The organism is Enterobacter cloacae complex sp. ECL411, assembly GCF_021869665.1.
Taxonomy (GTDB): Bacteria; Pseudomonadota; Gammaproteobacteria; order Enterobacterales; family Enterobacteriaceae; genus Enterobacter; species Enterobacter intestinihominis.
In genome coordinates, this window is the sequence record NZ_CP091486.1 from 4,209,163 (window position 1) to 4,230,229 (window position 21,067).

22 protein-coding genes are annotated in these 21,067 nt (G+C 52.9%); 5 read left to right on the plus strand and 17 right to left on the minus strand.

The genetic code is table 11. The features are described 5' to 3' along the window. Nucleotides 1–113: 113 nt before the first annotated feature. The 11 genes from L3069_RS20165 to zapE form a co-directional block, all read right to left on the minus strand. Nucleotides 114–818, minus strand: a complete 705-nt coding sequence (locus tag L3069_RS20165) for a DUF1120 domain-containing protein (RefSeq protein ID WP_022649546.1) — start codon at nucleotides 816–818, stop codon at nucleotides 114–116. Then, nucleotides 815–1,345, minus strand: coding sequence for a hypothetical protein (locus L3069_RS20170; protein ID WP_038416802.1), 531 nt, complete (start codon nucleotides 1,343–1,345; stop codon nucleotides 815–817). Before L3069_RS20170 ends, L3069_RS20165 begins: the two co-directional genes overlap by 4 nt. Beyond that, nucleotides 1,342–3,729, minus strand: a complete 2,388-nt coding sequence (locus L3069_RS20175) for a fimbrial biogenesis usher protein (RefSeq protein ID WP_038416803.1) — start codon at nucleotides 3,727–3,729, stop codon at nucleotides 1,342–1,344. Before L3069_RS20175 ends, L3069_RS20170 begins: the two co-directional genes overlap by 4 nt. Nucleotides 3,730–3,753: 24 nt before the next feature. Beyond that, the gene (locus tag L3069_RS20180) at nucleotides 3,754–4,425 is read right to left on the minus strand and encodes a fimbria/pilus chaperone family protein (protein WP_022649549.1); all 672 of its coding nucleotides are present in this window, start codon (nucleotides 4,423–4,425) and stop codon (nucleotides 3,754–3,756) included. Nucleotides 4,426–4,572: 147 nt separating this feature from the next. After that, nucleotides 4,573–5,319 (minus strand): DUF1120 domain-containing protein, encoded by a 747-nt coding sequence (locus L3069_RS20185; RefSeq protein WP_022649550.1) that lies wholly within the window; start codon nucleotides 5,317–5,319, stop codon nucleotides 4,573–4,575. Nucleotides 5,320–5,368: 49 nt separating this feature from the next. Beyond that, a complete protein-coding gene (locus L3069_RS20190) occupies nucleotides 5,369–6,109 on the minus strand; it encodes a DUF1120 domain-containing protein (RefSeq protein ID WP_022649551.1) in 741 nt (246 codons plus the stop codon). Nucleotides 6,110–6,377: 268 nt separating this feature from the next. Continuing rightward, on the minus strand, nucleotides 6,378–6,875 hold the full coding sequence (gene sspB / locus L3069_RS20195) for a ClpXP protease specificity-enhancing factor (RefSeq protein WP_126509619.1): 498 nt from the start codon (nucleotides 6,873–6,875) through the stop codon (nucleotides 6,378–6,380). A 5-nt stretch (nucleotides 6,876–6,880) separates the two neighbouring features. Further along, a complete protein-coding gene (gene sspA, locus L3069_RS20200; protein ID WP_003860438.1) occupies nucleotides 6,881–7,519 on the minus strand; it encodes a stringent starvation protein SspA in 639 nt (212 codons plus the stop codon). A gap of 307 nt (nucleotides 7,520–7,826) precedes the next feature. Beyond that, on the minus strand, nucleotides 7,827–8,219 hold the full coding sequence (rpsI, locus tag L3069_RS20205; protein WP_003860436.1) for a 30S ribosomal protein S9: 393 nt from the start codon (nucleotides 8,217–8,219) through the stop codon (nucleotides 7,827–7,829). 15 nt (nucleotides 8,220–8,234) lie between these two features. Further along, entirely contained in the window at nucleotides 8,235–8,663 is a 429-nt protein-coding gene (rplM, locus tag L3069_RS20210; protein WP_003860434.1) for a 50S ribosomal protein L13, read from the minus strand. A gap of 346 nt (nucleotides 8,664–9,009) precedes the next feature. Beyond that, the gene (gene zapE / locus L3069_RS20215; RefSeq protein WP_038416804.1) at nucleotides 9,010–10,134 is read right to left on the minus strand and encodes a cell division protein ZapE; all 1,125 of its coding nucleotides are present in this window, start codon (nucleotides 10,132–10,134) and stop codon (nucleotides 9,010–9,012) included. A gap of 189 nt (nucleotides 10,135–10,323) precedes the next feature. Here zapE and zapG point away from each other — a divergent pair, with 189 nt between their 5' ends. The 3 genes from zapG (at nucleotide 10,324) to degS (ending at nucleotide 13,420) form a co-directional block, all read left to right on the plus strand. Further along, nucleotides 10,324–10,722, plus strand: a complete 399-nt coding sequence (zapG, locus tag L3069_RS20220) for a Z-ring associated protein ZapG (RefSeq protein WP_022649554.1) — start codon at nucleotides 10,324–10,326, stop codon at nucleotides 10,720–10,722. 170 nt (nucleotides 10,723–10,892) lie between these two features. Next, the gene (gene degQ, locus L3069_RS20225; RefSeq protein WP_022649555.1) at nucleotides 10,893–12,260 is read left to right on the plus strand and encodes a serine endoprotease DegQ; all 1,368 of its coding nucleotides are present in this window, start codon (nucleotides 10,893–10,895) and stop codon (nucleotides 12,258–12,260) included. A gap of 92 nt (nucleotides 12,261–12,352) precedes the next feature. Then, entirely contained in the window at nucleotides 12,353–13,420 is a 1,068-nt protein-coding gene (gene degS / locus L3069_RS20230; RefSeq protein WP_003860430.1) for an outer membrane-stress sensor serine endopeptidase DegS, read from the plus strand. Nucleotides 13,421–13,471: 51 nt separating this feature from the next. On the opposite strand, the gene mdh is transcribed toward degS, so the two are convergent. Continuing rightward, nucleotides 13,472–14,410 (minus strand): malate dehydrogenase, encoded by a 939-nt coding sequence (gene mdh / locus L3069_RS20235; protein ID WP_022649556.1) that lies wholly within the window; start codon nucleotides 14,408–14,410, stop codon nucleotides 13,472–13,474. A gap of 397 nt (nucleotides 14,411–14,807) precedes the next feature. On the opposite strand from mdh, the gene argR reads away from it, so the two are divergent. Both argR and yhcN read left to right on the plus strand, forming a co-directional pair. Continuing rightward, nucleotides 14,808–15,278, plus strand: coding sequence for a transcriptional regulator ArgR (gene argR / locus L3069_RS20240; protein WP_003860428.1), 471 nt, complete (start codon nucleotides 14,808–14,810; stop codon nucleotides 15,276–15,278). A 378-nt stretch (nucleotides 15,279–15,656) separates the two neighbouring features. Beyond that, a complete protein-coding gene (yhcN, locus tag L3069_RS20245) occupies nucleotides 15,657–15,920 on the plus strand; it encodes a peroxide/acid stress response protein YhcN (RefSeq protein WP_063135872.1) in 264 nt (87 codons plus the stop codon). 59 nt (nucleotides 15,921–15,979) lie between these two features. Here the strand turns inward: yhcN and L3069_RS20250 are convergent, their stop codons facing one another. The 5 genes from L3069_RS20250 to aaeX form a co-directional block, all read right to left on the minus strand. Continuing rightward, nucleotides 15,980–16,252 (minus strand): barstar family protein, encoded by a 273-nt coding sequence (locus L3069_RS20250; protein WP_022649557.1) that lies wholly within the window; start codon nucleotides 16,250–16,252, stop codon nucleotides 15,980–15,982. Nucleotides 16,253–16,297: 45 nt separating this feature from the next. Next, nucleotides 16,298–17,752, minus strand: coding sequence for an NAD-dependent succinate-semialdehyde dehydrogenase (locus tag L3069_RS20255; RefSeq protein WP_236901895.1), 1,455 nt, complete (start codon nucleotides 17,750–17,752; stop codon nucleotides 16,298–16,300). A gap of 86 nt (nucleotides 17,753–17,838) precedes the next feature. Continuing rightward, entirely contained in the window at nucleotides 17,839–19,806 is a 1,968-nt protein-coding gene (gene aaeB / locus L3069_RS20260; protein ID WP_038416806.1) for a p-hydroxybenzoic acid efflux pump subunit AaeB, read from the minus strand. Nucleotides 19,807–19,811: 5 nt separating this feature from the next. After that, nucleotides 19,812–20,744: a p-hydroxybenzoic acid efflux pump subunit AaeA gene (gene aaeA / locus L3069_RS20265; protein ID WP_023298740.1), complete on the minus strand. Its 933-nt coding sequence runs from the start codon at nucleotides 20,742–20,744 to the stop codon at nucleotides 19,812–19,814. A 7-nt stretch (nucleotides 20,745–20,751) separates the two neighbouring features. Beyond that, nucleotides 20,752–20,955 carry a p-hydroxybenzoic acid efflux pump operon protein AaeX gene (gene aaeX, locus L3069_RS20270; protein WP_003860416.1) on the minus strand — a complete coding sequence of 68 codons (204 nt, stop codon included), beginning with the start codon at nucleotides 20,953–20,955 and terminating at the stop codon, nucleotides 20,752–20,754. Nucleotides 20,956–21,067 lie beyond the last annotated feature (112 nt).

The window sequence follows — 21,067 nt, forward strand, 5'->3', positions numbered from 1 at the left end:
CCTGTTTACGCTTTATCAGGTCTACAAACCGCAGCCTCTTTGCAGACCTGGTAAGTGCGGCGCCAGTGGTGAACTGGCGCGTCTATTTTCGATATTCTTTTACAGAAAAGAGATTATAAATAGACCAGCGTAATCACCGCCTCGCCGTCCAGCTTGATCTCTTGCCCGCTGCCAAGCCCGTTGGCGACAGCGGCGCTCACCTGTAGCGGAACAACCGCCGATGAGATCGGCTGCGGAATATCCGTGCCTTTTTGCACAAACGTATAGAAAAAGTCCTGCTGGGTCGGCAAGGGCAATAGCGTCGTGCGCGTCCATGGACCATTTTTGGTCGCGGCCCCGGCGATCTCCACCTGAACAGCGGCACTTTCGTCGGCTGCCGTCACGCCTGCCGCGTTAATTTGCACCCCATAACTGCCAATCGGCTTCTGCTCGCTGGTCAATCCTAAACCAAACAGGCGGGTCGTATCACGCACATAGGCACCGTTATTTATCTGGAATTTTACCCCTTCTTGCCCGGATTTATCTTTGCCAACGACCACGGAACTGGCGCGGGTATCACGCGCGGTAATCGCAACTCCCGTAGAAGATTCACACGTCACCGATAGTGTAAGATCGCGAGTACCAAGCTGTGTGAATGCGCTGGAGGAGAGCGACCCCGCATAGCGCGTGCCGAAATCTGCCACACCGCCATTGCTCAACGCCGGTGTACAGGCGGCAGCGTCAACGGTGACATCCACATCAATATTGACCGTATCAGTTGCCCATACCGCTGAAGCGGCAGACATTCCGCAGAGTAATAGCGCTATACGCTTTTTCATTGTACATCCATCCTTACGCGTAAATTTCCGCGCCACACTTCTCTGTCCGTAATATGGTTACTTTTGAAGCGCGGTTTGATGGTAAGCGTGACAGACGCCGTTTTTCCCCGCAGCTCCTGACCGTTGATAAACGCAATCCCTTCGTTAAGCGCTGGCGCGATCTCTCTCACGCCGCCATTGGTAACCCACGGGTCGCCGGCATGGATAGCCGCCAGATTGACTGTACGATCGTCCACCGTTGCCTGCGCGGCAGTAATGCGCATGACGCCGTTATCACCAAAACCAAATTCATGCCCTTTCGGTACGTTACTGCCCAGAAAGAGACGAATACGCGACGGTTCATCGCATATCACGTTCAGGACAATCTGTTTCTCCGGCATCTCAATCAACGTGTTCCCTTCCGCCTGGCGCTCTGCGGCACTCATACGGCCATAGCTGAGTTTTTGCTGGCTTGATACTAACTGGCAGTCAGCCATAGCATGCAGAGAAAACGCCATTGCGCACACGGCTAAAAAAAGCGCCTTCATTTACACACCTCATTGACAGTTTCATAGAATGTATCGGTATTTGCCTCTTTCGGAAGCTTCAGACCAAATGCACAGGTGCCGTTATCCAGTTTTGCCACCACCTGTTGAGCAGGTTCAACATCGTTAAAAAAGACCACGCCGTCATCCACTGAGGTCGTAAGATAATTTCCGTGCGAATCCTCAAGGGCGATCCCTTTCGGCAGCTTTTTACCGTTTGCCAGGGTAACGTTCACCAGTGCACGTCGCTGGGTTAACGCAGTAAAATCAAGATGCCCTACCGCTCCTTTGCCAAGCGTGACGACACGGGTTCCATTCCCGATATCCATATTTTTCGGCAATGTTTCCGTATCCACTTCTACCCGCGCTGGGCGCCAGGCTCCCACTGACGGTACCACTGCCTGACCACGGAAGTCGGTCCATACCGGCCCCTGGGGCGTGTCAATCCTCACACCGGAGACGGGTTTATCCAGAGCAGCGATCGCGAACGTGTCGCGGATCGCCCATGGAGAGAACGTAACGCCTTGTCCATGAACCGCGATGCCCCCCTGTAGCGATCCTGAATAGCTGCGGCTATTCTCGTTATCCGAACTGGCGCTCAGGCCAAGCTGCGTATAGTGAAGGTTGCTGCTTATCCCACCGTTTACATTATCGCGATTCGTGGCCTGATCGTGTTCAGCTCCCAGCGACCAGGATGTGGTATCACTTACAACGCCAAGCGCAGAGGCGCCATACCGCGTTTTATGGTCATCATGACGGCTGTACAGGCTAACGCTATTGCTGGCACCAAAAGGAATACTGAAGTTGACGTAGAACAGATCGCCATCATCCTCATTCTCCTCATCTGCACTCAACTGATGTTGCCAGTTCATGGAAATCGTGGCGTACTTGAATGACTTGTTCCAACCCGCAGAGATGAAGCGGGAATCATCTGACTTATCATAACCCTGCGTTTGGTAGTAGCTGGTGCTAAGCGTGCCTAAGTAGGGCACACTCCAGGTCAGCCCGGCGGAATACTCATTTTTATTACCGCTGTCGAAATCATCATCCAGTGCTTCAAAAAGTTCGCGATAGTCTTGCGATTTATGCGTAACAGAGGCGTTAGCCCCCATGCCAAATGCGGGGTCAGAACTCCATGTTGCCGATAGCGTGTACCTCTGCCCTTTCAGTGAATCTTTCGAATCGTTGGACTGGTTCGCCTGGAGTGAAACAAGCCAGGCTGGTAGCGGCACTGTATCAAGGCTGGTGGCGACAGCCTGGTAATCTTCGCCTACGATTGAGCCTGCGTTGACATTCACCCGTTCGCTTAGTTTCCAGCCTCCAGAAAGGCTGGCTACCCATGGCGTTTCACTATAGCTATCGCTCACTCGTCCCAGCGCGAAGTGATATCCTGAAGGCGCCCCTGCGCTCTGGTTATACAGCGCTGCGGGCACCACATAGCTGTGCTGGCTGCCATCGGTTTCCACTACCGTCACGTTCAGATCGCTAACGCCGTTACGTACCGGCACATCGGTGAGATTAAACGGCCCGACCGGCACCAGTGTGCTGTACACCAGAACATTTTGCTGACGCACTTCAATACGGGCCTGAGGCGTATTGGCGATACCGGACACGCTCACTCCGCTACCGCCCTGTTGTAAGGCGCTCTCCGGTGAAAGCTCGATACCATAGATTCCCGTTCCCTGAAGAAGGGAGTTATTGATATTGACCTCGCCCGCCCTCAGGGTACTTTTCAGGGGGACAAAAGTATGCTGCAAATAGGTCGACGAGTTATTACTCTCGAATTCTCCGTCGCTCCGGCTCAGCAGTTGCTGAGTACGTAAGATCCAGTCGTCGAAATTGACCCCACCGTCCAGCATGGCCTGTGAATAGTCTGAGTGCCCGTCACCAAACTCATTGCGCGAGGAGAGAAGAGAATAATTCAACAGCGCAGCAGTGCCACCGGAAGTATAAGCTCCGATATCCGATTCGCTGTTTGCTATCCGATCCGCCGGTACAACCAGACTTAGAGATTCTTGCGCAGGCGAAGCCTCCACAATAGCGCTCGGGATATGACCGGTATAATCGTAGCAGCCGGACTCATAGTCAGAGGGAACTTTTAATCCTGCCTGCTCCATAAAAGGTTTGTCGAAACAGAGATCGCCGTTGTTGTCGAAACGAGCAATAACGTTGCCTTTATTATCACCATTCACCTTCAGGGCGACGGAAACGCTACCCGGTAAATACTTCGTCTTGCGAGAGAAATAATTTGATACGTCCGGGTTTATCCCCAGTGAACGAAGCGTTTCCTGATCAAAATTAATGGCAGCAGTTTCCATCTGCTGAGCCATCGCCTGGCCAGAACAGACCAGGCCAATGAGACAGGCGAGTAACGTTTTTTGCTGCATATCCTTTGCTGTCCTTATAGAGGCTTACTTCAAATCTGTAGTAAAGCGATCCCCTTTATAGCCGTAACGACTCGCCGGATAGAATTCAACTTTATTATCAGAGAAATTTGGTAATGTTGTTTTTATCGAGGTGTGAGGAAGGATGTAGGTCTTATCCAGCACACCCGCTTTTCCTGAGGGTAATGTTTTAAAGGATGCCGTTATACGAACAACGTAATCGCTGGGATTGTTGATAACCAGGCCATCACCCTTTTTGTTCCATGTCAAAAATTTCCATGGCTGCGTCTCCTCAGGTAGACCCGCAGGATGAATTACAACAGGAAGATCCTGGCGGATAGTCAACGCAACTTTATCTTCTCCTTTCTCCTTTGGAGGAATGCCTTCGAACGTGACGCGTTTAAGTTCTTCATACTTCATGGGTTTGCTGGTTTGCAGCAGAAAACGCATTCGCTGTGTTTCCCCGGCGTCGACACGGACTACAGGTTGAGAAACGATTAAACGAATAGATTTATCGCTATCAGGTAAATCTACAATGTTTGTATAAAGCAATGCAGGCTGCGAATCCGTATTTTTAACATTCATACTGGCTTCGCCTTTTTGTGCATCGACTAATAAAACCGATGTTTCTGGAACCATACCGGTGGCACAACACTTTGTCGCTACAGCCAACAACGCAAGATATAGAATTTTCTTCATGACTTTCCACTCACATAAATAAATAAAAATCATACCGGCATTATTTTTATTATTCTTGCGGCAGAGAAAGCTATTTTAATGCAAAAAAAGCGTGACAATGGCTTTTAAATACTCTAACCATTGCCACGTTAATTAAGCGTTAAATTATTAGAGATATACCAGACTAATGGTTGCGTTACCGTCCAGCGTAATTACGTCAGTCGTACCTAATACCGAGTTATCCTGCACTGCAGAGGTAACCAGCAACGGCACGCTAAGCTGTTTGAAGGCTTTTGGCTGCGTGGTACCGGCTGTTGCTACGGTATTCGCTTTTTGGTAGCCCGTGCAGCCATTAAGCGAGCAGAGGTAACCCAGGCCTGGCGCAACTTTCTCCCAGGAACGCTGGCCTTCAGTGATGCTCCCTGTTACCAGGGTGTCAACATTCGCGCCATCCGCTGTGACCGCTTCAGTATTGATGGCAACGGTGTAAGCACCAATGCTCACGCCAGCGGTGGTTTTACCCAGACCAAAGGCACCAGCGGTGTTGCTGAAGTCTGATTTATCCGTACCGCTACCTGCGATAAACGCGGTTGAAGACAGGTTAACGCGACTGTCCAGGCGGTTATCGGTGGAGGTAAAAGCAACGCTCATGTTGCTTTCGCAACTGATATTTAGCGTGATGCTTTTCTGCCCCAATTGTACCAGCTTGTTTGTCGCACCGGTCGGTGCAATATTTTGGTTCAGTACCGTTCCATAATCTACAACGCCGCCATCAGGCAGGGTCGGCGTACATGCAGCCGGGTTAATCGTACCGACAACTTTCAGCGTAACATCGTTAGCGGCCTGGGCAGCAAAAGCGGATAAACCGAAGGCTACGGCGACGGTTGCTGCCGAGAGTACTTTTTTAAATTCCATTATTTTCATTTCCCGATTTATTTTCTACAACATTTAGCAATAACGAATATCAAAGATAAACAAGGCTCAGCGTGGCATTACCGTCAAGCGTGATAGTATCGCCTGTACCCAATACAGTGTTGTCCTGAAGCGCAGTTGTAATGCGTAACGGCATATTCATAACTTTAAAAGCTTTTGGTGTGGTGGTTCCCGATGCAGCAGCCGTAAAGACACGTGTCTGGCCTGTGCCACTGTTAACTGGTGCAAAAGCACCCGTACTGGATTTTACCCAGGTATAATTTGATGTATCGGTACCTGTGGCTGCAATGAGATCAGCGACAACACCATCTGTTGTTGTATTAACGGGATCTGCTGCAATTACATAGGAGCCAATATTCACACCCGCACTCGTTTTACCCAAGCCATAGGCGTTTCCTGAAGCGTTAGCATTTACATTATCGAAAAACCCATTTTCAATATAAGCGGCGCTCCCCAGGCCCACACGAGTATCATGGCGGTTATCCGTAGAAGTCACCCCAACGCTGGTATCGCTGTCACAGGTAATAGTGAGAGTAATACTTTTAGCCCCCAACTGAACCAGTGTATTCGCCGTGCCAGTTGGATTGATGGTAGAAGCTGGCATTGTGCCATAATCTACCACTCCACCGTTTGGCAGTGAGGGTACGCAGGAACCAGGAACGATATTACCAATAACTTTCAACGTCACATCATTAGCAGCGTGTGCATTTGACATGGCGAGGGCTGCACAAATAGCAGCAGATGAAAATAATTTTTTAAAAGTGATATTCATAATTTGTCCTTAAAAGAAAATCCGTTTTTGTTAACGCACATATATATTTTCACAGGGTGATATCGGATACAATCAAATTAAAATAAAACATTATTGAAGATAAATTTAACTGTCCTACAGAAAATAACCCAACAAGATTAATCCCATGCCAATTAATAGACCGATATCTTTTGCAAAGACACAAGTTTTTTAGAGAGTAATTTTATGCAGAAAATAAAAAAACCTGCACAGTTGTGCAGGTTCGGAAAAATATTGTGCTTTATGAAGTTTATTTGACGACACGGAGTGCCGGACGACCACCGCGCGGAGGCGGATCGTCATCAGGGTCATTGTCGTCGTGATGGTCGGGTTGATCGCCATCAATCACAGACATTACCGTGTCGCTTTCACGTTCATCGGATGTCCCATCATCGTTCAGGCTGGCGACCTCTTCATCATAAGCCGCTTCCGGTTCGAACATGGTACCTGCACCGTTTTCACGGGCGTAGATAGCCAGAACCGCAGCCAGCGGAACGGAAACCTGACGCGGCACGCCGCCGAAACGCGCATTAAAGCGCACTTCGTCGTTCGCCAGTTCCAGGTTACCCACTGCACGTGGCGCAATATTCAGTACAATCTGTCCGTCGCGTGCGTATTCCATTGGAACCTGCACGCCCGGCAACGTCACATCCACAACCAGGTGCGGCGTGAGCTGGTTATCCAGCAGCCATTCATAGAAGGCGCGCAGCAGATACGGACGGCGTGGTGAAAGTTGTGACATTTCCACAGTCATTAGCCTCGGCCGAGACGCATTTCGCGCTCCGGTTCAGTTAAGGATGCCAGGAAAGAGTCGCGTTCGAATACGCGAGTCATGTAGCCTTTCAGCTCTTTCGCGCCAGGACCGCTGAATTCTACGCCCAGGGTTGGCAGGCGCCACAGCAGCGGTGCCAGGTAGCAATCTACCAGGCTGAACTCATCGCTCAGGAAGAAAGGTTTTTGACCAAATACCGGCGCAATCGCCAGCAGCTCTTCACGCAGCTGTTTACGCGCAGCATCCGCTTCTGAAGAGGAACCGTTAACGATAACGTTCATCAGCGAGTACCAGTCTTTCTCGATACGCTGCATGTACAGGCGGCTTTCACCACGCGCAACAGGGTAAACAGGCATCAGCGGCGGATGCGGGAAACGCTCATCCAGGTATTCCATAATGATACGGGATTCCCACAGGGTCAGCTCACGATCCACCAGCGTCGGTACGCTTTGGCTCGGGTTGAGATCGATCAGATCCTGAGGCGGGTTATCCTTTTCCACATGCTCGATCTCAAAACTGACACCCTTCTCGGCCAGCACGATACGAACCTGATGGCTATAAATGTCAGTAGGACCAGAAAACAGCGTCATTACCGAACGTTTGTTGGCAGCGACAGCCATGAAAACCTCCAGGTATATTCAGAATTTTTACTGCTACCAGCCCAACGGGGCCAGCCAGATGATGTATCGCCCATCCCAGAGAAAACACATTGTTCAAGAATCGAACAAAAATCGAGTATTCACCGATATTTGGGCATAAAATTGGATGATAGTTTACCAGATTTTGATGGCTTTGTGGTGAGGGGATGCCGGAAATGTGGAAAAAGAGAAGATATATGAAATGTTACTGTGGATAACCTGCGCATTATCCATAAAAAAACCCGCCGAAGCGGGTTTTTCGCCAATCGTTCTGCGTAAGCAGAATAGATTAACGTTTGGAGAACTGTGGACGACGACGTGCTTTACGCAGACCCACTTTCTTACGTTCAACCTGACGAGCGTCACGAGTAACGAAGCCAGCTTTACGCAGTTCAGAACGCAGGGATTCGTCGTACTCCATCAGCGCGCGGGTGATACCGTGACGGATCGCACCTGCCTGACCGGAGATACCACCACCTTTAACGGTGATGTACAGATCCAGTTTTTCTACCATATCAACCAGTTCCAGCGGCTGGCGAACTACCATGCGGGCAGTTTCGCGACCGAAGTATTGTTCCAGAGAACGCTGGTTAATTACGATTTTACCACTGCCCGGTTTAATGAAAACGCGAGCTGCGGAACTTTTGCGGCGACCAGTGCCGTAGTATTGATTTTCAGCCATTGCCTATAATCCCGATTAGATGTCAAGAACTTGCGGTTGCTGTGCCGCGTGGTTGTGCTCGTTGCCTGCGTAAACTTTCAGTTTACGGAACATAGCACGACCCAGCGGGCCTTTTGGCAGCATGCCTTTAACCGCGATTTCAATCACACGCTCAGGACGGCGGGCAATCATCTCTTCAAAGGTCGCTTCTTTGATACCACCGATGTGGCCGGTGTGGTGGTAGTACATTTTGTCAGTACGCTTGTTGCCGGTAACAGCAACTTTGTCAGCGTTCAGAACGATGATGTAATCACCGGTATCAACGTGCGGAGTATATTCCGCTTTATGCTTACCGCGCAGGCGACGAGCCAGTTCAGTAGCCAGACGGCCCAGAGTTTTACCGGTCGCGTCAACAACATACCAGTCGCGCTGTACGGTTTCTGGTTTAGCTGTAAAAGTTTTCATTAAAAGCTTACCCAAATAATAAGTTACACGTTGGTGAACACCCAAACGTTTAGTCAGTTGAGGTTCACACGACAAAGTCCGGCAAACCTACCCCTTCGAATAGCACATGCCGACACATAGAAAGTTTCGGGAAAAAAACCTTCTCGTAACGTGGGGTCGCAAGATTATAGAGAAGTTGAGGTCAAAGATCGACCCTTAAATGTGATTTGGGATGGGTTTTTCGGGGTTGCGTATTGTGCGGTCTGGTGCCCTCACCCCCAGCCCCTCTCCCACAGGGAGAGGGTAGCGTTTGTTAAGGCCTGGTGCCCTTACCCACAGCCCCTCTCCCACGGGGAGAGGGTAGCATTTATGGCATATGCTCACGCTTGAGGTACTCTTCGCTCTGCATCTCTTGCAGGCGCGACAGGCAGCGCTGGAACTCAAACTTCAGGCGCTCGCCCTGATAGATCTCATATAAAGGCACCTCGGCACTGACTACCAGCTTGACGTGGCGCTCATAAAACTCGTCCACCAGCGCGATGAAGCGGCGCGCTTCGCTCTCCATGAGAGGGGTCATGACGGGCACATCCCATAACATAACGGTATGGAACAGACGCGAAAGCGCAATGTAGTCATGCTGGCTGCGGGCGTCCACGCAGAGCGTTGCAAACGAGACGGCCAGCGTCTGGTTCTCTACGCCAAGCGTCGGCAACGGACGATGATTAATCTCCAGCGCTGGCGCGTTATCCCGCGGCGCCCCTGCCAGCGCCAGCCAGAGTTTATCCATCTCGCGGGATGTGTCGGCATTCAGCGGTGAAAGCCACAGGTGCGCCTGCGTCAGCGTGCGCAAACGATAGTCGACGCCAGCGTCGACATTCATGATGTCGCAGTACTGCTTAATGGCATCTATGGCTGGCAGGAAACGCGCCCGCTGGAGACCGTTGCGATAAAGCTCATCCGGCGGGATATTTGAGGTCGTCACCAGGGTGATCCCACGCGCAAACAGCGCTTTCATCAGCCCCCCCAGCAGCATCGCGTCCGTAATATCGGAAACAAAGAATTCGTCGAAGCAGAGTACGTCCGTTTCCGCCTTGAAGCGGTCCGCCACGATTTCCAGCGGGTCGGTTTCGCCCTGGAGCGCCGTCAACTCCTCATGAACCCGCAGCATAAAACGGTGAAAGTGCAGACGCTGCTTACGCGTGCCGGGCAGGCTCTGGTAGAACATGTCCATCAGCCAGGTCTTACCCCGCCCAACGCCGCCCCACATATATAAGCCACGAACCGGTGCGTTTACCGTGGGCTCTTTTTTGCCCAGTAAACGGCCGAATGCCGCCTTCAGCCCACTGCTCTGCACCGCATCGGCGGGTTTCGCCAGAAGCTCCTGGTAAATCGTGTCCAGGCGGTTTACCGCTTCACGCTGGACATCATCCGGCTGGTGTGTGCCCTCACTCAGGGCGAGTTGGTAACGCGATGATGGGGACAGGTTTTGCATGATGTTATTGTTATTCCTTTAGTTAAACCTCATCAGCGGTCGTGGCTGATGAAAAAAAGGCCGTTCTACACTACGCGATGATACGTCAGGATTCCACTTCTGCGGAAATAGCGGTTATAGTGGCATAATCAGGCACAGGCAGGAGCCGAGCCAACACCCTACGGAACAACAAGACAACGGGAGAAGTTCATGACCTGGGAATATGCGCTAATCGGTTTAGTCGTCGGCATCATCATTGGTGCTGTGGCCATGCGTTTCGGTAACCGCAAATTGCGTCAGCAGCAGTCACTGCAATACGAACTGGAAAAGAACAAAGCCGAACTGGAAGAATACCGCGAAGAGCTGGTCAGCCACTTTGCCCGTAGCGCTGAGCTGCTGGACAACATGGCGACAGATTATCGCCAGCTCTACCAGCACATGGCGAAAAGCTCCAGCAGCCTGCTGCCGGAAATGACCGCGGAGAGCAACCCCTTCCGCAATCGTCTGGCGGACTCTGAGGCCGGTAACGATCAGGCACCGGTTCAGATGCCACGCGACTATTCAGACGGCGCGTCCGGCCTGCTGCGCGGTGGCGTAAAACGCGATTAATCGCACAACCTGAATAAATTTTACGGGCGCACCTTATGCGCCCGTCCTTTCTTCCCGTCCCCAGCTATTATTTAGTCAAACACCTCATTGTTCAGCGGTTGAAAATTCAATAACATCAAGATGTTTTTGGGGCCGTTCTTTTTCATTCCAGGATACGAGAGTCAGCATCGATGAAGAAAAAAAACCAGCTGTTGAGCGCCTTAGCGTTAAGTGTCGGGTTATCTCTCTCGGCGTCCTTCCCCGCCAGTGCGGCACTACCTTCGCAGGTGCCAGGACAAGAAGCCATTCCCAGCCTTGCGCCGATGCTTGAAAAAGTCCTGCCTGCGGTAGTCAGCGTTCAGGTGGAAGGGACGGCACGCCAAAGCCAGCGTATTCCCGAAGAGCTGAAGAAATATTTTGGCGAAGAGGCGCCGGATCAGCAGGCTCAGCCGTTTGAAGGCCTTGGTTCGGGCGTGATTATCGACGCGGCCAAAGGCTATATCCTGACCAATAACCACGTGATCAGCCAGGCTGATAAAATCAGCGTTCAGCTGAACGATGGCCGGGAGTTTGACGCCAAACTGATCGGCGGTGACGATCAGAGTGATATCGCCCTGCTACAGGTGCAAAACCCCAGCAACCTGACCCAGATCGCCATCGCCGATTCCGATAAGCTGCGCGTGGGTGATTTTGCCGTCGCGGTCGGTAATCCGTTCGGTTTAGGGCAGACCGCCACCTCCGGGATTGTCTCTGCCCTGGGGCGCAGCGGCCTGAATCTCGAAGGGCTGGAAAATTTCATCCAGACCGATGCCTCCATCAACCGGGGCAACTCCGGCGGTGCGCTGCTTAACCTGAACGGCGAACTGATCGGCATTAATACCGCTATCCTCGCACCAGGCGGCGGCAGCATCGGAATTGGTTTTGCCATTCCGAGTAACATGGCGAAAACCCTGTCTCAACAGCTGATACAGTTTGGCGAGGTTAAGCGCGGGCTGCTGGGCATTAAAGGCATGGAGATGAGCGCCGATATCGCCAAAGCCTTTAAGCTCAACGTCCAGCGCGGGGCGTTTGTCAGCGAAGTGCTGCCCAACTCAGGCTCTGCGAAAGCGGGCGTGAAATCCGGTGACGTTATTGTCAGCCTGAACGATAAACCGCTGAGCAGCTTCGCTGAATTACGTTCGCGTATTGCCACCACGGAGCCTGGCGCTAAAGTGAAGCTGGGCCTGATCCGCGAGGGCAAACCGCTGACCGTGGAAGTGACACTGGACAAGAGCACCTCCTCTTCCGCCAGTGCAGAACAGATCTCCCCGGCGCTACAGGGCGCAACGCTGAGCGACGGTCAGCTTAAAGACGGCACGAAAGGCATTTCTGTCACTGCCGTTGAGAAAAGCAGTCCAGCCGCGCAGGCAGGTTTGCATCAGGACGACGTGATCGTGGGCGTGAACCGCACTCGCGTGCAGTCTATTGCCGAAATGCGCAAGGTGCTGGAGAGTAAACCGGCGGTCATTGCCCTGCAAATTATCCGTGGCAACGACACCCTCTACATTTTACTGCGTTAACCATTTGCGACTCCGGGCATCGCCGCTGCGTGTGATGTCCGGATAACTCATGTTATGCTGCAAACCGTTCCTTTTTTAACGACACACGCATCATGCTTTTAAAGCTCTTTCGTTCAATTGTCATTGGTTTGATCGTTGCCGGTCTGCTGCTGGTGGCTATGCCATCTTTACGCCAGTTCAACAAACTGTCGGCTCCTCAGTTCGACAGCACGGATGAAACGCCTGCAACGTACAATCAGGCGGTACGCCGTGCCGCCCCCGCCGTGGTTAACGTCTATAACCGCGGGCTTAACAGTTCCGCTCATAACCAGCTGGAGATCCGCACGCTCGGTTCCGGTGTGATCATGGATGACCGGGGTTACATCATCACCAATAAACACGTGATCAACGATGCCGACCAGATTATCGTCGCCTTGCAGGATGGCCGCGTGTTTGAAGCCCTGCTGGTGGGGTCGGACAGCCTGACCGATCTGGCGGTGCTGAAGATCAACGCCACGGGCGGTCTGCCGACTATCCCGATTAATCGCAAACGAACGCCGCACATCGGCGATGTGGTGCTGGCGATCGGTAACCCGTACAACCTGGGCCAGACCATCACTCAGGGGATCATCAGCGCGACAGGTCGAATTGGACTGAACCCGTCAGGGCGGCAGAACTTCCTGCAAACCGATGCCTCGATCAACCACGGTAACTCCGGCGGTGCGCTGGTGAACTCTCTGGGCGAACTGATGGGCATTAATACCCTCTCCTTCGACAAGAGCAACGATGGTGAAACACCGGAAGGGATTGGCTTTGCCATTCCGTTCCAGCTGGCGACCAAGATCATGGACAAGCTGATCCGCGATGGCCGCGTGATCCGTGGCTACATCGGTATTGGCGGGCGTGAAATCGCGCCGATGCATACACAGGGCGGTGGTATCGATCAGATCCAGGGGATTGTGGTCAACGAAGTGGCACCTGGCGGCCCGGCGGCCAATGCAGGTATCCAGGTGAACGACGTTATTCTTTCCGTCAACGGCACGCCGGCGGTCTCTGCGCTGGAAACGATGGACCAGGTGGCGGAAATTCGACCGGGCTCTATCATCCCCGTAGAAGTCATGCGTAATGACAAGAAGCTCACAATTCAGGTCACCATCCAGGAATACCCGGCCACTAACTGACGGGCATAAAAAAACGGAGCTTAGCGCTCCGTTTTTTTTACCGGGACAAGATCACTTGTTAACGAACTCTTCGCCCAGCGTGATGTCTTTCTTCAGCGTATCCAGCATGCCTTCCATCGCGTTTTGCTCAAACGCGCTCAGCGTGCCGATAGACTTACGCTCTTCAACGCCGTTTTTACCCAGCAGCAGCGGCTGAGAGAAGAAGCGCGCGTGTTCACCGTCGCCTTCTACGTAAGCGCATTCAACCACGTTTTTCTCGCCCTGCAGCGCGCGAACCAGAGACAGGCCGAAACGCGCCGCCGCCTGGCCCATAGACAGGGTTGCAGAACCGCCACCCGCCTTCGCTTCCACCACTTCGGTGCCTGCATTCTGAATACGTTTGGTCAGGTCAGCCACTTCCTGCTCGGTGAAGCTCACGCCCGGGATCTGCGACAGCAGAGGCAGGATGGTCACGCCAGAGTGTCCGCCGATAACCGGCACTTCCACTTCCGTTGGCTGCTTGCCTTTCAGCTCAGCCACGAAGGTATTGGAACGGATGATATCCAGCGTAGTTACGCCGAACAGTTTGTTCTTGTCGTAAACGCCCGCTTTCTTCAGCACTTCTGCTGCGATGGCAACGGTGGTGTTCACCGGGTTGGTGATGATACCGATGCACGCTTTCGGGCAGGTTTCAGCGATCTGCTGAACCAGGTTTTTCACGATGCCCGCGTTGACGTTGAACAGGTCTGAACGATCCATACCCGGTTTACGTGCAACACCCGCGGAGATCAGCACCACATCGGCATTCTGCAACGCAGGACGCGCATCTTCACCGGAGAAGCCTTTGATTTTCACAGCTGTCGGGATGTGGCTCAGGTCAACCGCCACACCTGGGGTTACCGGAGCAATATCGTACAGGGAGAGTTCTGAGCCTGAAGGCAGTTGGGTTTTCAGTAGTAGGGCAAGCGCCTGGCCGATACCACCAGCAGCGCCGAGGACTGCGACTTTCATCCTAAACTCCTTATTATGGTTAACTTAAGTATCTGTAACTCCGTTGCGGCGACCATAATTCAGCACGTCATTAATTACAATTTTCATCGCTAAAGAATTTGAGGTCGCACGTCTTTGACCTTCACCCGAATGCTATCAGGCTGTGGGCAACAACGAATTAAGAGGGGGTTACAATACACCCTGCCACGCCACCAAAACAACATCATTTTGATAACATTTAATTTACTTTTAAGCTTATTTGCGCGGCGTGACCCAGGCATGTTTTCTGATAACGAAATCTGATAAAATCTCTCCCTTTCATAACATTATTTCAGCCTGGTGCCAGGTAGATAATTTGCATAAAAATTCATCCACATGCATAATAATGTTGTTTCTATCGTCATATTCCGGGTGACTTATGCGAAGCTCGTCTAAGCAAGAAGAATTAGTTAAAGCGTTTAAAGCGCTACTCAAAGAAGAGAAATTCAGTTCTCAGGGAGAAATTGTTCAGGCGTTGCAGGAGCAAGGCTTCGACAACATCAACCAGTCGAAGGTCTCCCGCATGTTAACCAAGTTTGGTGCAGTGCGTACGCGCAACGCCAAAATGGAGATGGTTTATTGCCTGCCTGCTGAACTTGGCGTGCCAACGACCTCCAGCCCGCTGAAAAACCTGGTTCTGGACATCGACTATAACGATGCCGTGGTCGTGATCCACACCAGCCCGGGTGCAGCCCAGCTGATTGCCCGCCTGCTGGACTCGCTGGGTAAAGCAGAGGGGATCCTCGGGACCATCGCCGGTGATGACACCATTTTTACGACCCCGGCAAATGGTTTCTCGGTGAAAGACCTCTACGAAGCGATTCTGGTCCTGTTCGAACAGGAGCTGTAATCTTCTGCCCCGTAGCGCCTGGCTGCGGGGATCATTCTGCGGCCGCCTCGTTTTACCCTGCTTTTCTCTGCCTGCTGCTTTTGCAAATAGTGCTTTTTACCGCCTGTTAACATTCATTCAGTGAATGATCTGCCTTAAAATCGCACTAAAAATCAAAGCCACCTATCCAATTGATTTAAATAAGAAAAAATCATAACACCTGCAGAGTAACGCCCTTTTTTATTCATTCCCGTTATAAAAAATGATGTTTTTAACACGTAATAACAGGCGAAACCATTAGTCTGGTATTAATTTTTTGCGTGATTAGTGTATACTTGATTTTGTGATGAGGGTCACAGAACAAAGACCCCAGTAAAATAATTGACGAGGTAAATAATCATGAAAATTAGAACCACTGTAGCTGCCCTGAGCGTACTGTCAGTCCTGTCATTCGGTGCGTTTGCAGCCGACACTATTAACGCCGAACAGGCACAATCCCGTCAGGCTATCGGGACCGTTTCTGTTGGTGCCATCGGTACTTCTCCGATGGACATGCACGAAATGCTGAACAAAAAAGCGGAAGAACAGGGTGCGTCATCTTATCGCATCATCGAAGCGCGCAGTGGCGACCACTGGCACGCTACCGCAGAACTGTACAAATAAACCCTCGTCGTATCTCATCATACGACTTGCCCCTGACCTCCCGGTCAGGGGCTTTTTTATCACTGGCGCACGTTGAAACGCAGTTGCCCTTCCAGCTCCTCCTCCGCTTCATCAAACAATAAAATCAATGCGCCAAAGCGTCTGCGCAGTTTTTCAGGCAGATGGGTAAATTCGATCTCCAGCGGTAACGGCAGCCTGTCGCCGGTAACCACATCCCACAGCATATCAAGATTGTTTACGCTGCCCCGCTCCAGGTCGAACGCCCGGATAAACTCGCGGTAGAAGTCTTCCTGACTATCAATTTCGTCAAAATCAAAGGTATAAATTTTCATTGCCAGCCACCCGGTACAGGCGGGCGGCAGATGCCGCCCTGTCTATTATAAGCCCCCGATATGCAGGGTTTTAACTTCCAGAAACTCCTCCAGCCCCAGCACGGACCCCTCGCGTCCCAGCCCGGACTCTTTTACGCCCCCAAACGGACCCAGCTCGGTCGAGACCGCACATTCATTAATTCCGATCATGCCGCTCTCAACGGCCTGTGAGACGCGGAACACACGCGAGAGATTCTGGGTATAAAAGTAGGCCGCCAGCCCGTAAGGCGTATTGTTAGCGCGCATAACCACTTCGTCTTCCGACGTGAAGCGGAAGCAGGCGGCAACGGGACCAAAGGTCTCCTCTTCTGCCAGCTTCATGCCTTCATGGCAGTCACCGAGTACGGTTGGCATCCAGAAGTTGCCGCCAAGTTCGTGCGGTTTACCCCCAGCCAGCACCGTGGCCCCCTTCGCTACCGCATCTTCGACGTGCTCACGGACTTTCTCGACAGCCGAAGGCTCAATCAGCGGGCCGACAACGACGCCCTCGTCCAGACCGTTACCCACCTTCAGCGCCTTCACCGCATCGGCAAGCTGATTGACAAACTTGTCATAGACCGTCTCCTGAATATAGAAACGGTTTACGCTGACGCAGACCTGCCCGGCGTTACGGAATTTATTGGCGATGGCGCCTTTGACGGCGGCCTCAATATCCGCGTCCTCGAAAACGATATACGGCGCATTGCCGCCCAGCTCCATCGATACCTTTTTCATGGTCTCAGCGGAATTGCGAACCAGCGTTTTCCCGACGGCGGTTGACCCCGTAAACGAGATTTTGCGCACGTCATGGCTGGCCATAATGGCGTCGCTAATTTCTGAGGTGCTCCCCGCGACCGCATTCAGCACACCATCCGGCACACCGGCCTGCTTCGCCAGCGTCAGCAGCGCAAAGGCGCTCAGCGGCGTGTTGTTTGCAGGCTTGATGACGCCGGTACATCCTGCTGCCAGCGCCGGGCCGAGCTTACGGGTGAGCATAGCCATCGGGAAATTCCATGGCGTGATAGCAGCAACCACCCCAACAGGTTCACGAGTGGCCAGAATACGGGAGCCGGGTTTAACCGGAGGAATGATTTCACCGTTAGCGCGCTTGGCCTGCTCCGCAAACCACTGAATAAAGCTGGCAGCGTAGTCCACCTCGCCCTCAGCCTCTTTCAGCGGCTTGCCCTGCTCGGTGGTCATCAGCCGCCCGAGCCAGCTTTTGTTCTCGATAATCAGTTCATACCAGCGATAGAGGATCGTGGAACGCTCTTTTGCCGTTTTTGCGCGCCATGCGGGAAAGGCTTTCGTCGCGGCCGCAATGGCCTCTTCGGTTTCGGCTTTCCCTGCTTTCGCCACTTTCGCAACCACCTCGCCCGTGGCCGGGTTTAGCACATCAAACGTGGTGTCGAGTGTTTTCCAGATACCGTTAACCAGATACCCGGTCTGAAAAAGAATACTGTCCTGAAGAGCCTGGGTTGTCATGTGTCCTCCCTTCCTGAATGTTTGAACCTGCAAGAATAAGTATAGCCACAAAAAAACCGACGCTTTTGGCGTCGGTTTTCTCTTCGTTAGCTGTCTGTCAGCGCATTCTGGTAGCGGTGCAGCATAAACACCAGCCGCTCTACCGGCTCGGTAACCTGCGGCGGGGCTTCCCAGAATCGCAGTTTCTCCTGGTAGATATCCAGCTCCTCCAGCAGTTGCTTAAAGTAGCGGCGACGTTTGTCATCACTGGATGCCGATATCACATGGTCCGCCGTTCGCCGTAGCTGGCGGTGGAAAGCGGACAAATCGTCGTTGATCGGCACTGGCGCGTTCCGCAGACGCTGGTGCGCGATAATCATGGTTAACGCCAGACGGAAGCGAGCGACATCGCCCGGGAATTTATTCAACAGCAGGAACAGTTGCTGGTAAAGGGCCGGAAGGTGGTTCTGCTTGCGCCGCGCGGTGTTGGTGGTCAAGGACGATACGGCGGCCGACACAAACTGATTGAGCAGCACGCGCCCTGTCCGCGCCTGAGAGTTATCCCGCACCAGCAGGATCACCATCATCGCCAGGAAACAGCCCACCAGCTGGCCTAATGCGCTATCCAGGAACTGGCTGAAATGGAAGGTCATCGGGTTATCCAACACGAGGATGTTAATCGTACTCGCCAGCGCACCTAACGATCCCAGACGGCGTTTTTGTACCTCAATCCCGATAAAGAACGCCATCACCGCCAGGCTGATACAGAGCAAAAGCATGCTTTGCTGCGTCGAGGGGATGATTACCAGGAAGTAGAGCGCGCCAATGGGTAACGCCGCAATGGTGCCGTACAGAAAATCAATAGCGACCATGCGCGGGTTGGGCAGACGCATCGCCAGCGCGGTAACGACGGCAATCATCACCATCGCGCCGCTGCCGGACGTCCAGCCGGTCCACAGCCAGAACAGCGTGCCGAGTATACAGGCCAGGGTGGTACGCCAGAAGTTAACCATCGCATGATGACGCTCGGCGGATTCCGGTTTGATCACCACTTCGCCCTGTAACACCTCTTCTTCCGCCGCACTGATTTTGGTGTTGCTAATCACGCCGCGTTTCAGAAGCAGGTAGCGCGTTGCGGCGCCAACCCAGGTATAAATGGTGACTGGCGTATCCCGTTCGCCCGTCCAGGCAATCACACGACGCATGCGTTTAAGCTGTCGATGCACGTCCTGCACTGTCTCCACAGGCTCATCAAACAGTTCGCGGAAGGTATCCGTTACCACTTCGGGGCGAGTGTTCTGAATCAGGTAGGTTTCACACGCCTGGGTGATCAGCGTTAACGAGACGGTATTGATCGCTTTCAGACGACGATTGGCACGCTCCCAGCGGGAAGACTCCATATTGAGATTACTGCGCATCCCTTCCAGCGCCTGCGTGCGGCGCACCAGCGCGCTCCAGGCCTTGTCGACCTCTTCGCTGTCGCCGTGTTTAATGCACAGCTGCATAAGCTGGTACTGGGCAACAATCAGCGCGTCCAGCTCACGATCGACTTCCTGCTTGATGGATCGCGGAGAGAAAAGCAGATCGGCGACAATCGCGCAGACGATACCAATGACAATCTCGCTGCAACGTTCCACGGCGAACTGCGGAGCAAGCAGCGGTTCACTCTGAATGGTGATGATAATAATCAGCGCGGTATATCCCGCCAGGCCCCAGGCGTACGAGTTCTCCACCTTCACCAGCGAAGAGACCCAGGTGCAAAAACCCGCCCAGATACAGCATACAATCAGCATCAGCAGCGGCGTGCGGATCATCAGGATGATAATGGTCAGGGCGGCGATACAGCCGATAAAGGTACCGATAATACGCAGCATCCCGCGATAGCGAATTGCCCCGGAGTAAGGCTCGCCACCCGCCGCGAAGGCAGGACCGGCGGCGACGATCGCGGCGGTCAGAACAGCCCAGCGCGGCGTTTCAAGCTGGAAATGGAAGCCAACAAACAGCGCCAGCACAATGGCGCATGCCAGCTTCACGGCGAAGCGGATGTGCTGGCTGGCTATGGAAAAAATGCCCATAGCGATCAACCAAACTCGCGCAGGCGATGGGCGATTTGACGGAAGATAGAATCCTGGCTGGCATCACGGTCTTTTTCACCGGTGATCACTACCGTCGCCGTGGTGCCTGCGGGCCAGAGGTTGCTCTGCTGCTCATCCAGACGAATGCGTACCGGTACGCGCTGCGCCAGACGAACCCACTCGAGGTTAGAATCGACGGTCGCCATCCCTTTTGAATCATTGGTACTGCTGGCGTTGGTCACCCCCGCGGCCACGCTGTCCACGGTTCCTTTCAGGACCCGGTTGCTGCCGAGCGGCGTGATTTCGGCTCGATAGCCCGGACGCACACCTTCCAGCTTGGTCTCTTCCATATAGGCGAGGACGTAGAAAGAGTTCTGTTTCACCAGCGCCACGGCCGTAGAGCCGCGCGTGATAAACTCACCCGCATAGACGTTGAGGTTGGTTACCCAGCCATCGGACGGGGCGCGGATAACGGTACGTTCCAGATCGAGCTTCGCCAGATCGCGCGTCGCCTGCGCTTTTGCCAGCTGATGCAGCACGGTTTGCAGCACGTTATTGGACTGATCAATCTCTTCCCGGGACATGGCCTGGATGCCCAGCTTGTTACGACGTCCTGCTTCACGGCGTTTTTCAGCGGCCAGCGCGTTGTAATACGCTACGTCGGCTTCCGCTTCTTCCAGCGCTTTTTGATAGCGCGGCTGGTCGATAGTGAACAGTACCTGATCTTTTTTCACCAGCTGGTTATCGTGGACATTGACCGCCGTAATGAGACCGGCGACATCGGGCGCTATCGCGACCACCTCCGCGCTGAAACGCGCATCGCGCGTCCACGGGGATTCGGTGTAATAAACCCAGGCGCGAAAAATAGCGATGAACGCCAGGATGACCAGCGCCATAGTGATGGCAGTGCGGGAGATTTTTCTTGTTAGCGTTTTCACATCAACCTCAGACAAACATGCGCGATATTAAATAGAACAGGCAGCAATACAGCGCGGTATTAAACAATGCAGGATGCCAGACGAAATCATAAATCCCGGTAGGGACCAGCACCTTGCGCACCAGCCAGAAGATCGCCAGTGATAAAAGAAGCTCGAAAAATATCGGTGGGAACGACAGACCGAACACCACGATAACGGGAAACAGACTCATGTTGACCTTGATTAAAGAGATGCAGGTTACTGGATTATTAAGCTCACGCCGCCGCAGGAGAGCATGAATTGCCGGGCGAGAGTGGCGCAGCCGTTATGTAATTAATAATATA

Coding starts and splice junctions, on each gene's coding strand:
- L3069_RS20165 (WP_022649546.1), bottom strand. CDS start 818: ATGAAAAAGCGTATAGCGCTATTACTCTGCGGAATGTCTGCCGCTTCA.
- L3069_RS20170 (WP_038416802.1), bottom strand. CDS start 1,345: ATGAAGGCGCTTTTTTTAGCCGTGTGCGCAATGGCGTTTTCTCTGCAT.
- L3069_RS20175 (WP_038416803.1), bottom strand. CDS start 3,729: ATGCAGCAAAAAACGTTACTCGCCTGTCTCATTGGCCTGGTCTGTTCT.
- L3069_RS20180 (WP_022649549.1), bottom strand. CDS start 4,425: ATGAAGAAAATTCTATATCTTGCGTTGTTGGCTGTAGCGACAAAGTGT.
- L3069_RS20185 (WP_022649550.1), bottom strand. CDS start 5,319: ATGGAATTTAAAAAAGTACTCTCGGCAGCAACCGTCGCCGTAGCCTTC.
- L3069_RS20190 (WP_022649551.1), bottom strand. CDS start 6,109: ATGAATATCACTTTTAAAAAATTATTTTCATCTGCTGCTATTTGTGCA.
- sspA (WP_003860438.1), bottom strand. CDS start 7,519: ATGGCTGTCGCTGCCAACAAACGTTCGGTAATGACGCTGTTTTCTGGT.
- rpsI (WP_003860436.1), bottom strand. CDS start 8,219: ATGGCTGAAAATCAATACTACGGCACTGGTCGCCGCAAAAGTTCCGCA.
- rplM (WP_003860434.1), bottom strand. CDS start 8,663: ATGAAAACTTTTACAGCTAAACCAGAAACCGTACAGCGCGACTGGTAT.
- zapE (WP_038416804.1), bottom strand. CDS start 10,134: ATGCAAAACCTGTCCCCATCATCGCGTTACCAACTCGCCCTGAGTGAG.
- zapG (WP_022649554.1), top strand. CDS start 10,324: ATGACCTGGGAATATGCGCTAATCGGTTTAGTCGTCGGCATCATCATT.
- degQ (WP_022649555.1), top strand. CDS start 10,893: ATGAAGAAAAAAAACCAGCTGTTGAGCGCCTTAGCGTTAAGTGTCGGG.
- degS (WP_003860430.1), top strand. CDS start 12,353: ATGCTTTTAAAGCTCTTTCGTTCAATTGTCATTGGTTTGATCGTTGCC.
- mdh (WP_022649556.1), bottom strand. CDS start 14,410: ATGAAAGTCGCAGTCCTCGGCGCTGCTGGTGGTATCGGCCAGGCGCTT.
- argR (WP_003860428.1), top strand. CDS start 14,808: ATGCGAAGCTCGTCTAAGCAAGAAGAATTAGTTAAAGCGTTTAAAGCG.
- yhcN (WP_063135872.1), top strand. CDS start 15,657: ATGAAAATTAGAACCACTGTAGCTGCCCTGAGCGTACTGTCAGTCCTG.
- L3069_RS20250 (WP_022649557.1), bottom strand. CDS start 16,252: ATGAAAATTTATACCTTTGATTTTGACGAAATTGATAGTCAGGAAGAC.
- L3069_RS20255 (WP_236901895.1), bottom strand. CDS start 17,752: ATGACAACCCAGGCTCTTCAGGACAGTATTCTTTTTCAGACCGGGTAT.
- aaeB (WP_038416806.1), bottom strand. CDS start 19,806: ATGGGCATTTTTTCCATAGCCAGCCAGCACATCCGCTTCGCCGTGAAG.
- aaeX (WP_003860416.1), bottom strand. CDS start 20,955: ATGAGTCTGTTTCCCGTTATCGTGGTGTTCGGTCTGTCGTTCCCACCG.